Genomic DNA, 18,406 nt, shown 5'->3' on the forward strand with positions numbered 1-18,406 from the left:
GTAACCCCGGTTCATCGGTCTGGCGTTAGCACCTTGTGGACGAATCCATGGTTGCCGCGACGTCGCAGAGCCAGTCTCTCGGTCGCTCGTGATGAAAATCCGTGCATTCGGAACATATGCAGCGCAAGGACTTCCATCAATGGTCAGGGAATCGGACGCGACCCAGCCGCGCAGGTCAGAAGTTATTAATCAAGCTGACCTCAACAGCGGGCGCACACACCCGGGGTTGACAAGCAGCGGACACCTCTGCCAATCTCGGCTCAGGTCATGAGTACCAGTGTTCAAGCCCCGGCTTGCTGGTCGGCAACCCTCCTCCGCGGTGGGGTGCTCCGGGTGACGACCGGGCCGTTCCCGATCGGGCACGGCAAGCGCGGACTCCGGCTCTCGTTCACCCCGGGGTCCCCCGACCCCGAGGATTGTTCCGATGACAGTCGCCATCGATACCCGTAGTGCTGCTGTGGCCTGCGTTTCCGGCCGCGATCTGCACGTCCCCCTGGTACAGGGCGGAACCCGCGCCTATGCGAATTTCGATTACGCCGCCAGCGCTCCCGCACTGACCCAGGTCACCGACCGGCTGGCCGCGCTGCTGCCGTATTACGCGAGTGTGCATCGTGGTGCCGGCTATACCTCGCGCATCTCGACCGACTGCTACGAAGCCGCCCGCGGGTCGGTCGCGCGATTTCTGAACTGCGCCGACGATCAGGTGGTCGTATTCACCCGTAATACGACCGACGCCCTGAACCTGCTGGCCGCCTGCGTTCCGGGCGACACCGTGGTGCTCGATATCGAACATCACGCCAACTTCCTGCCCTGGCAGCGCAACGGTCGCCGGGTGGTGCCTGTCGCGGACACGATCGAGGAGACTCTCGACCGGATCGCCCGCGAACTCGGCACGAAACCCGCTGCGCTGCTGTCTGTTACCGGCGCATCGAATGTCACCGGGGAAATCCTCCCGCTGGACCGGCTGGCCGCGCTCGCCCACCGGTACGGCACCCGGATCGCGGTCGACGCCGCGCAACTGGCACCGCATCGGCGGATCGACCTGCGCGCCTGCGGAATCGACTACCTCGCATTGTCCGGGCACAAACTGTATGCCCCGTTCGGGGCCGGTGTGCTGGTCGGCCGCCGGGACTGGCTCGACACCGCGAAACCCTATCTCGCCGGAGGCGGCGCGGTGCGGGAAGTGAGCACCGACGGTGTCGAATGGGCGCCGGCCCCGCAGCGGCACGAGGCCGGTTCACCGAACGTCCTGGGTGTGGCCGCGCTGGCCGCCGCCTGCGACACCCTCGGATCACTGCACGAGGCCGATACCACCGAACACGAGCGATATCTCACCGAGCGGCTACGAGACGGCCTGGACAGGATTCCCGGAGTGCGGTTCCTGCGCATCTGGCCCGACAGCACCGACAGTGTCGGGATCGTGGCGTTCACCGTCGACGGTGTCGAACCGGGCCACGTCGCGGCCTACCTCTCGGCCGAGCACGGTATCGGCGTGCGGGACGGCCGATTCTGTGCGCACCCGTTGCTGCACCGCCTCGGTGTGGACGGCGCACTGCGCGCCAGTATCGGCCTGGGCACCCGCGCCGGCGACGTCGATCGGCTGGTAGCAGCGATCGCGGCGCTGGTCGATCGCGGTACAGGCTGGAATTACCGGCAGCAGGACGGGCAATGGGGCCCGGCACCGGAGACGCGGGAGGGGCTCGCGCCCGGATCCGTGACCGGCGCAGCCCCTTGCGCGGCATTCTGAAGCCGGTACCCGGCGGTGATCCGTCCACTGGTTGCGTGCAGAACCGGCCCTGTAGTTATTCGTCGATGACCTGGGTGCCGCCGGCCGCTCGATCGTGCCAGCCCTGTTTCGCCGGGCTGGAACTGATCGTGAAAGCAATGGCGAGCGCGGCGACGAACCACAGCAGGCCACCGATCCACGGGATCAGGTTCAGCAGCATGTAGGCGTTGCGGACCGCCGAATCCTTCAGGCTGGGTTTCGGAGCCCCATCCGACCCGTTGACGTGCAACCCGAGCAGCTTCTTCCCGGGCGTCGATCCCGAGGAGACTTCGAAGGCGATGAAGTACAGCCAGCCGAAGGCTGCGCCCGGGAGGACGGACACCCAGTCGGGCAGGTCCGCGACCACGCCCAGTAGCCAGAAGAAGACCGCGCCGATGATGGCGGCGATGATCCAGTCGACGAATCGGGCGACGGCACGTTTACCGAGACCTGCTGGTTCGATCCCGGTCGTCTGGCCGTACATGGGGTCGGGCTGGCCGTACATCGGGTCGAAACCACCTGTAGTCATCACGCCTCCTGGCGAACGCTGCGGCCGGTTTGCCTGTCAAGTGCTGGTCAGTGCATGTCGACTCTCAAGGATGACATACGCACAGGTCCCGGAGGTGCGGCCGAAACCGATTCGTGTCCGGGTCGAGTTACAGGTTCAACCTGGCAGAGTGGCAAAACGGACGGGCAATACCTTGAACGTTCAGTGGAGGACAGCCATGAGAACCACCAGTAACACGCCTGCGGCGAGCAATGACCAGTAGGTGATCGTCCACGCTCGTGCGATCTTCAGTCCGGGACGTTGCTGGGGCCCATATCCGGCGGCGCCCCGGTGATAGATGGTGTGTGGCGAGGCGTAGTGGAAGTAGACGGGTCCGCGCGTGGTGTCCACATCCAAACCGGTCTTGCCCACCCGCCAGAGCGTGTACTGCGACCACAATTGGGCTCGGAACCGGCCCGGCGGCAGAAACACCCGGTTACGACCCTTCTGGAGTTCGAACACGTAGCCCGGGGCGAATTCGACCATCACCGGCATCGCGAAGGCCCGTCCGACCGGAGTGGAACCCGAGACTTCGATATCCACGGGTACCGGCGGCGGGGCCTGGAGGTGCTGGGGATGCTGCCAGTGCGTTGTCACATCCATTGATGCTATGGGTTGCCATGGTCCCCTCCGCATCGGAATCGTCCCGGACAGAATCGAAACTCGACGGCCGAAACAGCCCGTTTCGACAACGGAGTTCAGAGTGCTCGATCGCGCCGGGTATCGCAACTGTCGGCGATATCGCGGACGAGCCGGGCGAACCGCTGGGGTTCGGCCAGGGGCAGATAGTGACCGGCCCGGGGCACCACGAGCAGGCGGGTCCGGGGCGTGGCAGCGGCGAATCGGTGCTCGTGGGCACGGAAATGGTCGCGACTGCCGTTGATCAGCCACACCGGGCCGCGATACCGGCCGAGGTCGGCGAGCGGATCGAACTGTCCGAGCGCGTGCAATACATCGGGAATGATCTCGGTGGCTATCCCGCCCTGCTCGATGGCGTGGGCGACCTCCGGCGGCAGCACGGCCTCGAACATCCGGTTGCTGAGCCGCTCACCGCCGTCGGGCCGGGTCGAAAGGACGCGGTGGGCCAGACGGAAAGGAACCATCGAGGCCTTGTCCGGCACACAGGTGGAACCGGCGACCACCAAACCCGCCGCCCGCTCGCCGAGTTCGGCCGCCGCGGCGATTCCGACATACCCACCGAGTGAATGGCCGACGAGCAACGCGCGGCCGCCGGTCTGTTCGACGGCCGTGCGTACGGCGGCGACGGCCGTGGACATCGTGAAAGGTTCGCCGCGGCGCAGACCGTGGCCCGGGAGGTCGACGGTGGTCACCGTGCGTTCGGGCGCTATTTCGTCGATCGCGCCGGCCCAGCAGCGGCCGCTCAGCCGGATGCCGTGCACCAGGACCACGGGAACAGTCATGAAACCTCCAAACACGACGCAACGTTGCGTTGCAAACGTAGCGCCGATTGTCACGCAACGCAACGTTGCGTTGTACTCTTGCGGCATGGATCCCGAGCCCGACAAAACCACGAAGGGCCGGCCGCGGCGCGCCGACGCGATCTTCACCGCCACCCTGGAACTCCTCGCCGACAACGGCTACGACGGCCTGACCATGGAGGCAGTCGCCGTGCGCGCCGAGGTCAACAAGACCACGCTCTACCGCTGGTGGAAATCCAAGGACGACGTGCTCGCCGCCGCCCTGACCGACTCGGACCTCCTCGCCTTCGACGTACCCGATACCGGCAGCCTCCGCGGCGACCTCCTCGAGACGAGCCGCAGCATCCACAAACTGCTCACCGATCCCGCCACCGCGCCCATCGCGGCCGCGGTCCTGGCAGCCGCACCACGCCGCCCCGCACTCGCGGCGATCGGCCGGACTTTCTTCGCCGACCGCGCCGAAAGGGAACACCCGATCTTCCGCCGGGCCTTCGACCGCGGCGAACTTCCGGAACACGCCGATCCCCGGTCCATCATGGACATGCTCGCGGGAGCCATCTGGTTCCGCCTGTTCCTACGCGCCGAGGAGATGCGGGAAAAGGATCTTTCCGCAGCCGTCGACCTCGTACTGGATGGAGCCGCAGCACACTGACCGGCCGACTTTCGATGCACGGCAAGCCCCGGCAGGTCGCCATCTTTACCGATGTGCACGTCTGGCCGCAGGGGTGGCGCACGTCTGGCCGCTAGGGTCACGCACGTTCAGCCGCTAGGGTCACGCACGTTTGGCCGCTGAGTAGGCCCCCGTATGGCCGGCTCCTTCATGCACGCGCGGCCGCGACTCTACGCACGTCCGGACGCAACCGGACCGGTGCGAGCAGACGTTACGGAGGCGAGCTGGTGGGTCCGAGGTGGCGACCTCTTGCTGATAGGGTTCGCAGCATGTCCGGCGCTTCAGCTTCCGCCGCCTGCGCGGCAGTGACCAGGACGCTCCGCTAGCGGCGGGGCGTTCGACTCACAGATCTTCCCTCTGGGACGTCCAGCCGCTTCGTGATCAGTCCGGAGCGGCACTTTCGTGCTGCTCAGATACTTCTCTGAGTAACGGAGCACCTGATGTTCTCAGGCATTCTCTCTGCACGCGGGCACAGCCCGTCCATCGCGCGCTCGTGGCTCGTGCTGGGCGCGATATCGATGCTGCAGTTCTTCATCGCGGTCGATGTGACCGTGGTCAATATCGCGTTGCCCTCGATCGGCGCGGATTTCGGAGTGGGCGATCACGCCCTGACCTGGGTCGTGGTCGGCTACACCGTCACCGGCGGCGGGCTGTTGATGCTCGGTGGACGGTTGGGCGATCTGCTCGGGCGGCGGCGCGTACTGCTGGCGGGTACCGCCTTGTTCGGGGCGGCCTCGCTGCTGGCGGGGCTGGCACCGTCCTTCGGCCTGCTGGTTCTCGCGCGCCTGCTGCAGGGTGCCGGTGAGGCCATTGCCCTGCCGGCCGCGATGGCCACCATTGTTCTGCTCTTTCCCGAAGGACACAGCAGGTCACGGGCTTTGAGCGTATGGGCGGCGGTGGCGAGTTGCGGGCTGGTGCTCGGTTTCGTCCTGTCCGGAATCATCACCGCACATCTGGGCTGGCGGTGGATCTTCTTGATCTCGGTGCCGTTCATCGTGGTCGTCGTCGTGGCAGCTCTCGTCCTTGTCGAACGCGACCGGCCGGACGCCCGCGTTTCCGGACCGGCCGACATTCCGGGAGCGCTGCTGCTGATCGCCTGCCCACTGCTGTTCACCTTCGGAGTGGTCCAGGCCGGTGAACCCGGGGCCTCTTACTGGGTGCCCGCGGCGTCGCTGGTGGGTGCGGTACTGGCGGGAGCCGGATTCGTACGGGTGGAAGCACGCTCGCCGAACCCGCTACTGCCACTGGGCTTCTTCGCCCACCGCGCACGCGTCACCGCGAACCTCACCACGATGCTGCTCAGTGCGGCACTGTCGACCTCGTTCCTGCTGTTCACGTTCTATCTCCAGGACTATCTGGGGATGGGGCCGTTGGGAGCCGGACTCACCATGCTCCCGCTGGCGGTCTCGCTGATCGCGTTCTCCATGCTCGTGCCCAGCCTGCTGGGCAGCTGGGGAGCCCGGGTCTGCGTGCTGGCGGGACTCGGATTCACCGCGGGCGCAATGGCCATCATCGGGGTCGTCGCTGCCGTGAATGCGGGAGCGCCGTGGCTGATTCCGGCGATGCTGCTCATCGCGGCCGGGATGGGTTTCGGGATCGTGGGTCTGCAGTACATCGCGGTGAGCGGCGTGACCGACGACGACGCCGGAATCGCCTCGGGCGTACAGCGGGCGGCCGACCAGCTCGGCGGCGCCACCGGTGTGGCGGTGTGCGTGGGAATCGGTTTCGCTCCCGCCCTGCACACCGTCGACCCGTTCCTGATGGCCACGCTGCTGGCAGGTGCCGGGCTGGTTGCAGGTGTCCTGGTGCTCCGGCGCGCGCCCGAACCGCCCGTCGCGGCCGGGTAGAGTCGGCCCGGATCACGACCGCGGAGGTTCGATGCTCGAGGTAACGCATCTGGTGCGCCGGTTCGGCGACAAGACAGCCGTCGACGATGTGTCGTTCAGCGTGCCGCCGGGCGCGCTCACCGGGTTCGTCGGTGGCAACGGCGCGGGTAAAACCACGACCATGCGGATGATCATGGGAGTGCTGGCCATCCACGGCGGCGAGGTGCGCTGGGGTGGACGTCCCGTGACCGTGGCCGATCGGCGTTCGTTCGGGTACATGCCCGAAGAGCGGGGGTTGTACCCGAAGCAGCCGGTGCGGGATCAGCTGGTGTATCTGGCTCGGTTACGGGGGCTTTCGGCGGCCGAGGGCAGGCGGCGGACCACGGAACTACTCGAGCGGTTCGGGCTCGGGGACCGAGGGAAGGACAAGCTGGAATCGCTATCGCTCGGTAATCAGCAGCGGGTGCAGATCGCGGCGGCGGTGGTGGCGCAGCCGGCGGCACTGGTGCTGGACGAACCGTTCTCCGGGCTGGACCCGGTCGCGGTCGATTCGATGGCCGACCTGTTGGCCGAATACGCCGGGCAGGGTGTGCCGGTGCTGTTCTCCTCGCACCAGCTGGATCTGGTGGAGCGGCTGTGCGATCGGCTGGTGATCCTCGCGAACGGGCGGGTGGTCGCGCAGGGTTCCGCAGCGGAATTGCGGGAGGCCGGTGCGCTGCGGTATCGGCTGAAGGCCGGGCCCGATACCGGCTGGTTGAACGAGTTCGCCGGGGTGAGTGTGGTCGAACGCAACGGGGCGGGAGTGTTGCTCGAGCTGAGCGGCGCGACCACCGATCAGGTGCTCACCGAGGCGCTGGCGCGCGGATCGGTGCAGGAATTCGCCGAGGTGCGGCCGTCGGTCGCGGAGATCTTCCGGGAGGTCACGGCATGAGCGGGTCAGGCCCGGAGGCGGCAGCGGAGCGTAACCACGCAGGGCCCCCGTTCATGCCAAGTAGACAGAGCATGAGCGGGACCGGCCCGGAGGCGGCAGCGGATATCGCGCCGCGCGGGGTGTGGCGGATCGTCACCGAGCGTGAAGTCATGGTCAAACTGCGCGACCGCAATTTCCTGATCTCGACTGTGATCACGATCGTGGCGATTGTCGCCTCGCTGGCCATCAGCGGGTTCATGAGCGGGCGCACCGAGACGGTCGATATCGCGGTCACCGGGACCGACGCGGGCCAGGTCGTGCAGACGGCCGGCGATCTCGCCGACCTCGCCGACAGCAACGTCGCCTTCACCAGCACACCCGTCGCCGACCTCGCCGCCGCCGAACAACAGGTGCGTGACGGGGAGGTCGACGCCGGCCTCGTCGCCGGACCCGGCGGGTGGCGACTCATCGGCAAGGAATCGGTGAACGACGACGTCAACACCTACGTCACCACCGCCGCACAGCAACTCGCGCTGCAACGCAACGCCGAAGCGGCGGGTACGTCGCTCGAAGAGCTCGGCCGCGGCGGCCAGGTGACCTACGACGTACTCGACGAGTCCGCCGTCGACCCGGGTTTCGCGCAGATCATGACGTTCGTGTTCGCGTTCCTGTTCTATATCGCCTCGATCCTGTTCGGCATGTCCATCGCGCAGAGCGTTGTCGAGGAAAAGCAGAACCGAATCGTCGAGATCCTGGCCAGCGCGATCCCCCTGCGGCAGTTGCTGATCGGCAAGATCATCGGTAATACCCTGATGGCCTTCGGGCAGCTCGTCCTGTTCGCGGCTGCGGGCCTGGCCGGGTTGGCGGTGATGGGAAATACCGAGTACGTCACCCAGATCGCGGGTGCGGCCGGATGGTTCATCGTCTTCTTCGTAGTCGGCTTCCTCGCTCTGGCCAGCCTGTGGGCGGTGGCCGGCTCGCTGGCGACCCGTAACGAGGACCTGCAATCGACTTCCACCCCGCTGAGCATGCTGATCATGATCGTGCTGTTCCTCGGCATCTTCGCTTCCGGCACAGCGCAAACCGTCACGTCCTACGTCCCGATCGTCTCCATTGTCACCATGCCCGCCCGCCTCGCCGAAGGCTCGGCAGCCTGGTGGGAGCCGCTGGTCTCCCTCGCCATCATGGCGGCAACCGCCTACGGAATCGTGGTGGTCGCGGAGCGGATCTACCGCCGTTCACTGATGCAGACCCAAGGGCGCCTGACGTACCGCCAGGCGCTCAGCGTCGAGGACTGACCGGCACTCCTGGCAGAAGGCCGGCATGCGACCCCCGGTACGGCCCTCGGTCGTTCACCGGTCACGTCCACCGAGGTCATCGGGAACGGCCGAGGGTGGCCAGGAGGTCTTCGTGCAGTTCGAACCAGACACGGTGGGCGGACTCGCGGTCGGTCGCGGTCAGCCAGGCCGGATCCGTTCGGGCGCGATCGACGGCGGTGTCGAATCGCTCGTGGTAGCCGCTGTACCGCGGCAGGCGGTGCACCAGATGCTCTTCGAGCACTGCCCACCCGGCGCTGCCGCGGGAGAGGTCCGATAGGACACCTGCCAGGCCGGCAGGTGGTTCGGTGATGCCCATCTCGGTCAGCTGCCAGCGCGTGCAGGCGTCCACCACCAGGCGGTTGAGTGGCTCGAACTGGGCCATCACCGACTCGACCAGTGGCCGGGCATCCGCGCCGTCCAACTCCTCGGCCAGGAGCCGCTCTCCCAGCGTCTTGCCTGCTTCGGTCAGCGACCATCCGCCGTCGTCGTCGAATCGGCTCCAGTTCACCTGCCCGGCGGCCTGGGCCTCGAGCAGGAATTCCTCGGCCCCGGCGGACAGAACGCCCGCGCGCTCGCTCACCTGGGCGATTCCGGCGTAGCCGAGGAGGCGCAGTGCGTGAAGGACCTGTCGCCGGACGTCGTGCGGTGAGTTCATCGAGCCTTCTCTGCGGTGATGGTTCCGGTGCTGCCGTCGACGTCGACGAGCATGTCATCGGGCAGTTCCATAGCGGAAGTAACGTCGGTGACGGCCGGGATGCGCAGTTCGCGGGCGACGATCGCCGCATGGGCGAGTACCCCGCCACGCGTGGTGACGACGGCCGCGGCCCGGGCGAGCAGTGGCGTCCAGGCAGGTGACGTGGCCCGGCACACCAGTACTTCCCCCGGTGTGAACCGAGCGAAATCGTCCAGGCCTTCGACGATGCGTAACAGGCCCCGCGCCTTGCCCGGGCTCGCCGGCGTTCCCGAAGCGATGGTCACCGCGCCCGGGGTACTGGCGGGGCGTCGGTCACTGCTCGGTGTCGAAGTGATCGGCCGGGCTTGCAACGCCCAGACCTGGTTGTCGATGAGCGCCCACTCCAAGTCTTGGCCGCCACCCAGGAGCTCCTCGGCGCGCGTCGCGACCCGGCTTACCGCGACCGCCTGCTCGGCGCTGAGGATCTCGGGCTTCGCCGCGGACCTGGGGGCGTCGCCGGGAGCGATCCGCCACCTTTCCGGACTCACCTGTCCCGACACGAGCCGATCGCCCAGACCGCGGACGGCCTCGATGACGACAGCCCGCCGCCCGCTGACGGGATCGCGGGTGAAGGCGACACCGGCCGCGTCGGGTATCAGCATCCGCTGGACTATGACGGCGACGCCGCGAGCGACCGACCGGTCGACGGCGGCAGCGTAAGTGCGCGCCAGGTCGACTGCCGCTGCGGTTCGCCGCACCTGGATCTCGACTTCATCGGACGGCACGTCCAGGGCCGTGCGGAACTGTCCCGCGAAGGACGCCTCGTCGCCGTCCTCGGCCGACGCCGACGACCGCACTGCGAAGCGCGACCCGCCCAACGCCCCCAGGACGCCGGGCAGTTCACGCTCCCAGCCGGCGCCTGCACCGACGGGCAGCGCGAATCCGTCCGGGACCGCGAACCCGGCTCGTGACAACCGCCCCAGCGTGACCGCCTTCGCCCCGCACGAGCTGTCCGCCTCGCAAAGCGGGACGAACGCGGTCACGGCCGTGATTCCAGCCGGGCAAGAACTCGGGACATCCGCTGCTGCGCGGCTTGCCCCGACCCCAGCCCCAGCGCCGCCCCGATCTGCTGGAACGTGACGCCCGCGGCCCTCGCGGCGAACAGCAGGGCCGCCTCGGTCTGGTCCAGTTCCGAACGGGCCGCGCTGATCAGCACCAGCCCCGCCGTCAGGACCTCTGGGTCGACTTTCGTCTCCGACGCTTTCCACGCCGCCAGCCGCACCAGATCGCAGTCACTCGGCGGTTGCCCGGCGTGCTGCCAAGGCCGGTCGGGCAAGGCGTCGCCACCGGCAGCACCCAGAACAGCGCGATGGGCCGTGAGAGCGGCCGCGTGGGAACGGTCATCGGGAACCATGGATTCATCTCAATCGACCAACATCATGTTGTCAACGTGACGTTGATGCCCTGATCCCTCAAAGGGGAATGATGCGGACCCCTGGACCGCACAGTGTGGACATATCGTCGGTATCGCTGGTCAGCACGACCACTGGAGTGGGCTGACGTAACGCCATTTCCGCGACCACTGCGTCGATGGCGTACTTGTGGCCGTGGAGTCCGGTATCGATCAGCAGTGCCGAGGCGGCCCTTGCCGCTGTCTCGTCGACGTGTTCTATCCGAATACCGGACAACAGCCAGTTTAGGCGTGCCCGGTTCGTTTTCCGGTGCGTCGCCTCGATGATGGTCAGCGCACTCACGACGACCTCCATGCCACGAGCCCGCGCTTCCGCGACCAGCGCGACGACCGGCGCGGAATCGTCCACCAGCCGGGACAACCCCTGAGAGTCGAGGACCGCGGTACCACCCTGGGCAGGTGCCGGTGGGTTCAGCTTGCCGTGGGCCATTGCCCCGGCTCGGCGAGCGCACGGTCGAACGCTTCTTTCGCGCGCTGCCGTTCGCCGGCCGGCAGCGGGCCACTGCGCTGCTCGTACGAGAAAGGGGCCCTCCCGCAACCGCGGAAGGACCCCTTTCAGCGCTGTATCAGCGAACCGCTCAGGCGGTTTCGGTGATCGGCCGGTCGACCCAGCTCATCAGGTCGCGCAGCTTCTTACCGGTCACCTCGATCGGGTGCTCGGCGTTGGCCTTGCGCAGGCCCTCGAGCTCCTTGTTGCCACCCTCGACGTTGGCGACCAGGCGCTTGACGAAGGTGCCGTCCTGGATGTCCTTGAGGATGTCCTGCATCCGCTTCTTGGTGTCGGCGTCGATGACCCGCGGGCCCGACAGGTAGCCACCGAATTCTGCGGTGTCGGACACCGAGTAGTTCATGCGGGCGATGCCACCCTCGTACATCAGGTCGACGATGAGTTTCAGCTCGTGCAGCACCTCGAAGTAGGCCATTTCGGGGGCGTAGCCGGCCTCGACCATGACCTCGAAACCGGTCTTGACCAGTTCCTCGGTGCCACCGCACAGCACGGCCTGCTCACCGAAGAGATCGGTTTCGGTCTCTTCTTTGAACGTGGTCTTGATGACGCCGGCGCGGGTGCCGCCGATGCCCTTCGCATACGACAGCGCCAGGGCCTGGCCCTCGCCCTTCGGGTCCTGCTCGATGGCGATCAGGGCGGGCACGCCCTTGCCGTCGACGAACTGGCGGCGCACCAGGTGGCCGGGGCCCTTGGGCGCCACCATGCCGATGGTGATCTCGGCGGCCGGCTTGATCAGGCCGAAGTGGATGTTGAGGCCGTGGCCGAAGAACAGCGCGTCGCCGTCCTTCAGGTTGGGCTCGATATCGTTGGTGAAGATCGACGCCTGGGCGGTGTCGGGGGCCAGCAGCATGATGACGTCGGCCCACTCCGAAACCTCGGCGGGGGTGCCGACGGTCAGCCCGGCCTCTTCGGCCTTGGCCCGCGACTTGGAGCCTTCTTTCAGGCCGATGCGGACCTCGACGCCGGAATCGCGCAGGCTCAGCGAATGCGCATGCCCCTGGCTGCCGTAACCGATCACCGCGACCTTACGGCCCTGGATGATCGACAGGTCGGCATCGTCGTCGTAGAACATCTCGACTGCCACTTGGTGGTATCCCTTCTGACTATTTCGAACCCGCGAAACGCGGGAAACGGTAAACGAGGCGTGAAAGACGGCCGGGCGCGGGGTGCGCCCGGCCGAGGTTCAGCGGGTGGCGGTGATGGATTTGGGCCCGCGGCCCACGGCCACCACCCCGGATTGCACGATCTCGCGGATGCCGTACGGCTCGAGCATCCGCAGCAGGGCGTCGAGCTTGGAGCGGGTGCCGGTCGCTTCGACGGTGAGGGCGTCAGGCGAGACGTCGATCACCTTCGCGCGGAACAGGTTCACCGATTCGATGACCTGGGTGCGCACGCTGGCATCGGCGCGGACCTTCACCAGGATCAGTTCCCGGGCCACGGAAGTGTCCGGATCCTGCTCCACGATCTTGATGACGTTCACCAGCTTGTTGAGCTGTTTGGTGACCTGTTCCAGCGGCAGATCGTCCACGGTGACCACGATGGTCATCCGCGAGATGTCCTTGACCTCGGTCGCGCCCACCGCCAGGGATTCGATATTGAATCCGCGGCGGGAGAACAAGCTGGCCACACGGGCCAGCACACCGGGCTTGTCCTCGACCAGGACGCTGAGGGTGTGGGTTGTGCTCACTGGGGGTTCCCCTCGGTCTCGTGCTCGCGGGTCATCGCTTCGTGGATGACGGCCGGTTCGGCGGCCTGCTCGTCCTCGTCGAACAGCGGGCGGATCCCGCGGGCGGCCATGATCTCGTCGTTGCTGGTGCCGGCGGCGACCATCGGCCACACCTGGGCATCCTTGCCGACGATGAAATCGATCACCACGGGGCGGTCGTTGATCGACTGCGCCTCACGGATCGCGGCCTCCACGTCCTCTTCCTTCTCCACCCGGATACCGTGGCAGCCGAGCGCCTCGGCGAGTTTCACGAAATCGGGGATGCGCAGGCCGTGGGTATTGAGGTCGGTATTGGAGTAGCGCTTGTCGTAGAACAGGGTCTGCCACTGCCGGACCATGCCCAAATTGCCGTTGTTGATCAGGGCGACCTTGATCGGCACACCTTCCACCGCGCAGGTGGCGAGTTCCTGGTTGGTCATCTGGAAGCAGCCGTCACCGTCGACCGCCCACACCTCACTGTCGGGCTTGCCCATCTTGGCGCCCATGGCGGCGGGCACCGCGTAACCCATGGTTCCGGCACCGCCGGAGTTCAACCAGGTACGGGGGTTCTCGTACTTGATGAACTGGGCGGCCCACATCTGGTGCTGGCCGACGCCCGCGCAGTAGATGGCATCGGGACCGGCCAGCCGGCCCAGGCTCTCGATGACGTACTCCGGGGAGAGCGCACCGTCCGAGGGGGCGGTCCAGCCCAGCGGGAAGGACTCGCGGATACCGTCCAGGTAGGTCCACCAGGCGGTCAGGTCCAGCTCGATACCGGCCGGGTCGGCGCGCAGGGTTTCGATCAGTTCGGTCAGCACCTCGCGGCAATCGCCCACGATCGGGACATCGGCGTGACGGTTCTTCCCGATCTCGGCGGGGTCGATATCGGCGTGGATGATCTTCGCGTCCGGGGCGAAGGAATCCAGCTGCCCGGTGACGCGGTCATCGAAACGGGCACCGAGGGTGACCAGCAGATCGGATTTCTGCAGGGCGGCGACCGCGGCCACTGTGCCGTGCATACCCGGCATACCCAGGTTCAGCTTATGGCTGTCCGGGAACGCGCCGCGCGCCATCAGGGTGGTGACCACCGGGATACCGGTGAGTTCGGCCAGCTCCAGCAGTTCGGCCGAGGCCTCCGACTTGATCACGCCGCCGCCGACGTAGAGCACAGGGGCGGTGGCCTCGGCGATCAACCGGGCCGCTTCGCGCACCTGTTTCCCGTGCGGTTTGGTGACCGGGCGGTAGCCGGGCAGCCGCATCTCCGGCGGCCAGCTGAAGGTGGTCTGCTCCTGCAGCACATCCTTCGGGATATCGACCAGCACCACCCCGGGCCGGCCGCTCGACGCCAGATAGAACGCCTCGGCCAGCATCCGCGGGATATCGATCCCGTCTTTGATCAGAAAGTTGTGCTTGGTGATCGGCATCGTGATGCCGGAGATATCGGCTTCCTGGAAGGCGTCGGTGCCGATCAGGCTGCGGCCCACCTGTCCGGTGATCGCGACCATCGGCACGGAGTCCATCTGGGCGTCCGCGATGGGGGTCACCAGGTTGGTCGCGCCCGGACCCGACGTGGCCATACACACACCCACCTTGCCGGTGGCCTGGGCGTACCCGGTGGCGGCGTGGCCCGCGCCCTGCTCATGACGCACGAGCACATGGCGGACCTTGGTCGAATCGAAGAGTGGGTCGTAGACAGGCAGAATGCAGCCGCCGGGAATGCCGAATACGGTGTCGACGCCGAGCTCCTCGAGGGAGCGGACGACGGACTGCGCGCCGGTGACCCGCTCGGGCGGTACCTGGCGGCGGTTCGCCGGGGTGGTCGGAGCACCGGCCGAGGCCGGCGGGTTCGAAGGCGCGGGCTTGCGGGCCGCGGGCCCGGGCCGGGTAGTTGGTGCGCTCACCGTCTTGGTTCCTTACTGCTTGTCGTTCACTTGTCCCGACATAAAAAATCCCCCGACAGCCGGTGGCTGTTCGAGGGTGGCGCGTCGCAGTGCGAGCTGACGTATGCGGATCGTCTGGCTCAGCGCTGGACGCGCCGGCCGATTACGAGCAACTCGATTCGATTCACGCGCATGACGGTATGTGTGCGTGTGGTGCAGAGTCAAACAGCTGACCGCTGTCTTCTCATTATGTGAGAAGGTAGCGGGTGCTCACGCCCGTCCACCATGATGCGAGGATGGTGGTGTGTCATCACCGCATCAGTCCGTGCCACCACCGGAATCGTCCCATATCCCCGCCGCCGCGGAGGTAACGGGTGGGGATACGGCGCCGCCGGGACCGACCCGTGTGATCCGCATGACACGACTGTCGTTCCTCGGGGTCGTCATCCTCGCGATGTGCGTGTTCTTCCCGATCGTCGGCTGGCCGGCCGCACTGTTCTGGCTGGCACTGATCCCGATCGCCGCCATCGTCTGGATCCTGCGCACTCAGACCAAGGTGTCACCGAACGGCCTGGACCTGCGCTCGGTGTTCTCCTCCCGGCATATCGACTGGGAGCAACTGAAGGGCATCAGCATCCCGAAACGGGGCTACGTGCGCGCACACCTCGCCGACGACACCGAGGTGCCGCTCCCGGCGGTGAGCTACGACCGGCTGCGCGATCTGGTGGATGCCTCCGGCGGGCGGATCCCCGATCCCTTCGCCCTCCCCGACCCTGCCCCAGCGGACGAATCCGGCACCGACACGGAGTCCCCCACCGACGATCCACGCGACGCCGGACCCGGGGACAACTCACGCAGTCCGGATGCCGGTGCCGACTCCCCCGCCCCGCCTGCCGCGGACAGCGGCAACGACTCCCCGGCCGCGAGCTAGCCCCTCCGCGGGCTCGCACCCGGCCGACGATCCGATCGTCGATATCGGAATCGCCGGCCATCGGTACTCCCCGATTCGGCGATCTCCCCGGCGGACCCGCTACCGGACACGAGACCGGGCAGCGCCGCGATCCGATAATTGCCGCCATCGACAGGACACCCGGGAACCGATGACCGCGGCGCACACACGTAAGCGCCTGCCCACGTCCGGGTACGGGAACAGGCGCGGTATCGACGTCCGGCGCCGGGGTTCGCCCCGTCCCGGCCGATACCGGCCCCGAGCCCACTTCCGGCCGGGAGTAGCCTGAGAAAACGCCGATCGCACCTCCAGCAGCGGTCATCCGCGGCCGGGCGATACGGCGTCGTCGCATTGTCCAGCCCCGCGACCAGACCGAGGACACCCATGCCAGCGCTTCGTTCCCGCACCACCACTGTCGGCCGTAATGCCGCCGGGGCCCGCTCCCTGTGGCGGGCCACCGGTATGACCGATTCCGATTTCGGTAAGCCGATCGTCGCCATCGCCAACTCCTACACCCAGTTCGTGCCCGGGCACGTGCACCTCAAGAATGTCGGCGAAATCGTGGCGGACGCGATCCGGGAAGCCGGTGGGGTACCGCGCGAATTCCACACCATCGCGGTCGACGACGGGATCGCGATGGGTCACGGCGGGATGCTCTATTCGCTGCCCAGCCGCGAAATCATCGCCGACTCCGTGGAATACATGGTGAACGCGCACACCGCCGACGCGCTGGTGTGTATCTCCAACTGCGACAAGATCACCCCGGGCATGCTGAACGCGGCCATGCGGTTGAACGTCCCCACCGTGTTCGTTTCCGGTGGGCCGATGGAGGCCGGTAAGGCCGTGGTCGTCGGCGGTGTGGCGCAGGCGCCCACCGACCTCATCACCGCCATCTCCGCCAGCGCGAACAGCGAGGTGACCGAGGACGGACTCGCCGAGGTCGAACGCAGTGCCTGCCCGACCTGCGGTTCCTGCTCCGGCATGTTCACCGCGAACTCGATGAACTGCCTCACCGAGGCACTGGGCCTGGCCCTGCCCGGCAACGGTTCCACGCTCGCCACCCACGCCGCTCGGCGGGCCCTGTTCGAGCGGGCCGGCCGGGTCGTCATCGATATCGCCAACCGCTGGTATCGCGACGACGACGCGTCGGTGCTGCCGCGAAGCGTGGCGAACGAGAAGGCCTTCCGCAATGCGATGGCGCTGGATGTGGCGATGGGCGGCTCCACCAACACCGTCCTGCACATCCTGGCCGCCGCGCAGGAAGGCGAGATCGATTTCGACCTGCAGGCCATCGAGGAGATCAGCCGGCGGGTGCCGACCCTGTCGAAGGTCGCGCCGAACTCCGACTATCACATGGAGGATGTGCACCGCGCCGGTGGCATCCCGGCGATCCTCGGCGAACTGCATCGCGGCGGGTTGCTCGAAACCGAGGTGAGCACCGTGCACACCCCGACCGTCGACGAATGGCTCGGCACCTGGGATATCCGCTCGGGTAAGGCCTCCGAGGAAGCCCTCGAACTGTTCCATGCCGCGCCCGGCGGTGTGCGCACCACCGAACCGTTCTCCACCGACAACCGCTGGTCCTCGCTGGACACCGACGCCGCCGGTGGCTGTATCCGCGATCTCGAACACGCCTACACCGCCGAAGGCGGGCTGGTGGTGCTGCGCGGCAATATCGCCCTGGACGGCGCGGTCCTCAAGACCGCGGGTATCGACGAGGAACTGTTCACCTTCGAGGGCCCGGCCGTGGTGGTCGAATCTCAAGAGGAAGCCGTGTCGGCGATCCTCGGTAAGAAGATCCAGCCCGGCGATGTGGTCGTCGTGCGCTACGAAGGCCCGGCCGGTGGACCCGGTATGCAGGAGATGCTGCACCCGACCGCCTTCCTCAAGGGCGCGGGCCTCGGCAAGGTGTGCGCGCTGATCACCGACGGCCGGTTCTCCGGCGGCACCTCCGGCCTCTCGATCGGGCATATCTCCCCCGAGGCGGCCAGCGGCGGCGCCATCGGCCTGGTGGAGAACGGCGACCGGATCCGTATCGACGTCACCACCCGCACCCTCGAGGTCCTGCTCGACGATGCGGTGCTGGCCGAACGCCGCGCCAAGATGGACGCCCGGGAACGCCCGTGGCAGCCGGTGGACCGGGAACGCCCGGTCACCACGGCACTGCGCGCCTACGCGGCCCTGGCGACCTCCGCCGACAAGGGCGCGGTCCGGCACGTGCCCTGAGGTTCCCCGGTCACGAACAGCGGCCGGTAACGACGAACGGCGTCCCGCTCACGGAGAGCGGGACGCCGTTCGTCGTACGGCGGCACCACCGCACCGGGCCGAACCCGTGCACCATCGCGGCGCTGACCCCCAACAGGGTCCTCGGCGAGATCGGACCTGCGCCGATGCATTGCCCGTCGGCGTTGCGGAGTTCATCACCCTACGGAGGTCGGCCCCCGACCCGGCCTTATCCATTCGGCCGACGGTCCCGATCGGCCACCCGGGAAACCTTGGGGTCCACACTGGATCCGAAATACGCTGCCGGCCTGCAGCGCAATATGGTGCTCAGCTGCGCCGTACCCACCTGACCAGCGGCGGCGCCGAGTTGACGTACCCCACGCGACCAGCGGCGGCGCCGAGTCTTACGAGGCCCTGAAAGGTTTCGGCCCGTCCCTGCTGTCAGCGCTCGAGGCAATGCGGCGCAGCCGCGAGCATCGAGCGCTGACAGCAGGGACCAAAGGGGGCCGAAACCCGCGCCG

At 67.4% G+C, this 18,406-nt stretch carries 16 protein-coding genes, 1 pseudogene and 2 riboswitches; of the genes and pseudogenes, 7 read left to right on the forward strand and 10 right to left on the reverse strand.

What is annotated here, in order from left to right; translation table 11 throughout:
* Positions 1–8 precede the first annotated feature (8 nt).
* Positions 9–98, reverse strand: a riboswitch (SAM riboswitch).
* 165 nt (positions 99–263) lie between these two features.
* A riboswitch (SAM riboswitch) is annotated at positions 264–377 on the forward strand.
* Positions 378–424: 47 nt separating this feature from the next.
* Entirely contained in the window at positions 425–1,747 is a 1,323-nt protein-coding gene (locus tag ACFWPH_RS05025; RefSeq protein ID WP_378748169.1) for an aminotransferase class V-fold PLP-dependent enzyme, read from the forward strand.
* Positions 1,748–1,802: 55 nt separating this feature from the next.
* On the opposite strand, the gene ACFWPH_RS05030 is transcribed toward ACFWPH_RS05025, so the two are convergent.
* From ACFWPH_RS05030 to ACFWPH_RS05040, 3 genes are all read right to left on the reverse strand, one after another.
* Positions 1,803–2,294 (reverse strand): RDD family protein, encoded by a 492-nt coding sequence (locus ACFWPH_RS05030; protein ID WP_378748170.1) that lies wholly within the window; start codon positions 2,292–2,294, stop codon positions 1,803–1,805.
* Positions 2,295–2,474: 180 nt separating this feature from the next.
* A complete protein-coding gene (locus tag ACFWPH_RS05035; RefSeq protein ID WP_378748171.1) occupies positions 2,475–2,909 on the reverse strand; it encodes a hypothetical protein in 435 nt (144 codons plus the stop codon).
* Between the two features lie 101 nt (positions 2,910–3,010).
* Positions 3,011–3,733: an alpha/beta fold hydrolase gene (locus tag ACFWPH_RS05040; RefSeq protein ID WP_378748172.1), complete on the reverse strand. Its 723-nt coding sequence runs from the start codon at positions 3,731–3,733 to the stop codon at positions 3,011–3,013.
* An 85-nt stretch (positions 3,734–3,818) separates the two neighbouring features.
* On the opposite strand from ACFWPH_RS05040, the gene ACFWPH_RS05045 reads away from it, so the two are divergent.
* The 4 genes from ACFWPH_RS05045 to ACFWPH_RS05060 all read left to right on the forward strand — a co-directional run bounded on the left by ACFWPH_RS05045 (position 3,819) and on the right by ACFWPH_RS05060 (position 8,455).
* Positions 3,819–4,403 carry a TetR/AcrR family transcriptional regulator gene (locus tag ACFWPH_RS05045; RefSeq protein ID WP_378748174.1) on the forward strand — a complete coding sequence of 195 codons (585 nt, stop codon included), beginning with the start codon at positions 3,819–3,821 and terminating at the stop codon, positions 4,401–4,403.
* A gap of 458 nt (positions 4,404–4,861) precedes the next feature.
* Positions 4,862–6,268, forward strand: a complete 1,407-nt coding sequence (locus ACFWPH_RS05050; RefSeq protein ID WP_378748175.1) for an MFS transporter — start codon at positions 4,862–4,864, stop codon at positions 6,266–6,268.
* 31 nt (positions 6,269–6,299) lie between these two features.
* Positions 6,300–7,178 (forward strand): ABC transporter ATP-binding protein, encoded by an 879-nt coding sequence (locus tag ACFWPH_RS05055; protein WP_378748177.1) that lies wholly within the window; start codon positions 6,300–6,302, stop codon positions 7,176–7,178.
* A 71-nt stretch (positions 7,179–7,249) separates the two neighbouring features.
* Positions 7,250–8,455: an ABC transporter permease gene (locus tag ACFWPH_RS05060; protein WP_378748178.1), complete on the forward strand. Its 1,206-nt coding sequence runs from the start codon at positions 7,250–7,252 to the stop codon at positions 8,453–8,455.
* A gap of 76 nt (positions 8,456–8,531) precedes the next feature.
* On the opposite strand, the gene ACFWPH_RS05065 is transcribed toward ACFWPH_RS05060, so the two are convergent.
* The 7 genes and pseudogenes from ACFWPH_RS05065 to ACFWPH_RS05095 form a co-directional block, all read right to left on the reverse strand.
* Entirely contained in the window at positions 8,532–9,131 is a 600-nt protein-coding gene (locus ACFWPH_RS05065) for a hypothetical protein (protein WP_378748180.1), read from the reverse strand.
* Positions 9,128–10,192: a PEP/pyruvate-binding domain-containing protein gene (locus ACFWPH_RS05070; protein WP_378748181.1), complete on the reverse strand. Its 1,065-nt coding sequence runs from the start codon at positions 10,190–10,192 to the stop codon at positions 9,128–9,130. The genes ACFWPH_RS05065 and ACFWPH_RS05070 overlap by 4 nt, the downstream gene beginning before the upstream one ends.
* Positions 10,189–10,563, reverse strand: a complete 375-nt coding sequence (locus ACFWPH_RS05075) for a hypothetical protein (protein ID WP_378748182.1) — start codon at positions 10,561–10,563, stop codon at positions 10,189–10,191. Before ACFWPH_RS05075 ends, ACFWPH_RS05070 begins: the two co-directional genes overlap by 4 nt.
* Before the next feature lie 58 nt (positions 10,564–10,621).
* Positions 10,622–11,050 carry a DNA-binding protein gene (locus tag ACFWPH_RS05080; RefSeq protein WP_378748183.1) on the reverse strand — a complete coding sequence of 143 codons (429 nt, stop codon included), beginning with the start codon at positions 11,048–11,050 and terminating at the stop codon, positions 10,622–10,624.
* Positions 11,051–11,198: 148 nt separating this feature from the next.
* Positions 11,199–12,230, reverse strand: a pseudogene (gene ilvC, locus ACFWPH_RS05085) (ketol-acid reductoisomerase); the annotation flags it as partial.
* An 81-nt stretch (positions 12,231–12,311) separates the two neighbouring features.
* Complete coding sequence (ilvN, locus tag ACFWPH_RS05090) at positions 12,312–12,815, reverse strand: acetolactate synthase small subunit (protein WP_062979835.1); 504 nt, start codon at positions 12,813–12,815, stop codon at positions 12,312–12,314.
* Positions 12,812–14,734 carry an acetolactate synthase large subunit gene (locus tag ACFWPH_RS05095; protein ID WP_378748184.1) on the reverse strand — a complete coding sequence of 641 codons (1,923 nt, stop codon included), beginning with the start codon at positions 14,732–14,734 and terminating at the stop codon, positions 12,812–12,814. Before ACFWPH_RS05095 ends, ilvN begins: the two co-directional genes overlap by 4 nt.
* Positions 14,735–15,017: 283 nt before the next feature.
* Between ACFWPH_RS05095 and ACFWPH_RS05100 the strand changes: the two genes are divergently transcribed.
* Both ACFWPH_RS05100 and ilvD read left to right on the forward strand, forming a co-directional pair.
* On the forward strand, positions 15,018–15,644 hold the full coding sequence (locus tag ACFWPH_RS05100; protein WP_378748186.1) for a PH domain-containing protein: 627 nt from the start codon (positions 15,018–15,020) through the stop codon (positions 15,642–15,644).
* 402 nt (positions 15,645–16,046) lie between these two features.
* Positions 16,047–17,888, forward strand: coding sequence for a dihydroxy-acid dehydratase (ilvD, locus tag ACFWPH_RS05105; protein ID WP_378748187.1), 1,842 nt, complete (start codon positions 16,047–16,049; stop codon positions 17,886–17,888).
* The last annotated feature ends 518 nt before the right edge of the window (positions 17,889–18,406 follow it).

The organism is Nocardia sp. NPDC058499 (genome assembly GCF_042719915.1).
Lineage (GTDB): Bacteria > Actinomycetota > Actinomycetes > Mycobacteriales > Mycobacteriaceae > Nocardia.

Bases quoted from the DNA above. Each gene is read 5' to 3' on its own strand.
- ACFWPH_RS05040 (WP_378748172.1), bottom strand. From the start codon at position 3,733: ATGACTGTTCCCGTGGTCCTGGTGCACGGCATCCGGCTGAGCGGCCGC.
- ACFWPH_RS05055 (WP_378748177.1), top strand. From the start codon at position 6,300: ATGCTCGAGGTAACGCATCTGGTGCGCCGGTTCGGCGACAAGACAGCC.
- ACFWPH_RS05060 (WP_378748178.1), top strand. From the start codon at position 7,250: ATGAGCGGGACCGGCCCGGAGGCGGCAGCGGATATCGCGCCGCGCGGG.
- ACFWPH_RS05050 (WP_378748175.1), top strand. From the start codon at position 4,862: ATGTTCTCAGGCATTCTCTCTGCACGCGGGCACAGCCCGTCCATCGCG.
- ACFWPH_RS05045 (WP_378748174.1), top strand. From the start codon at position 3,819: ATGGATCCCGAGCCCGACAAAACCACGAAGGGCCGGCCGCGGCGCGCC.
- ACFWPH_RS05025 (WP_378748169.1), top strand. From the start codon at position 425: ATGACAGTCGCCATCGATACCCGTAGTGCTGCTGTGGCCTGCGTTTCC.
- ilvD (WP_378748187.1), top strand. From the start codon at position 16,047: ATGCCAGCGCTTCGTTCCCGCACCACCACTGTCGGCCGTAATGCCGCC.
- ACFWPH_RS05075 (WP_378748182.1), bottom strand. From the start codon at position 10,563: ATGGTTCCCGATGACCGTTCCCACGCGGCCGCTCTCACGGCCCATCGC.
- ACFWPH_RS05030 (WP_378748170.1), bottom strand. From the start codon at position 2,294: ATGACTACAGGTGGTTTCGACCCGATGTACGGCCAGCCCGACCCCATG.
- ACFWPH_RS05065 (WP_378748180.1), bottom strand. From the start codon at position 9,131: ATGAACTCACCGCACGACGTCCGGCGACAGGTCCTTCACGCACTGCGC.
- ACFWPH_RS05080 (WP_378748183.1), bottom strand. From the start codon at position 11,050: ATGGCCCACGGCAAGCTGAACCCACCGGCACCTGCCCAGGGTGGTACC.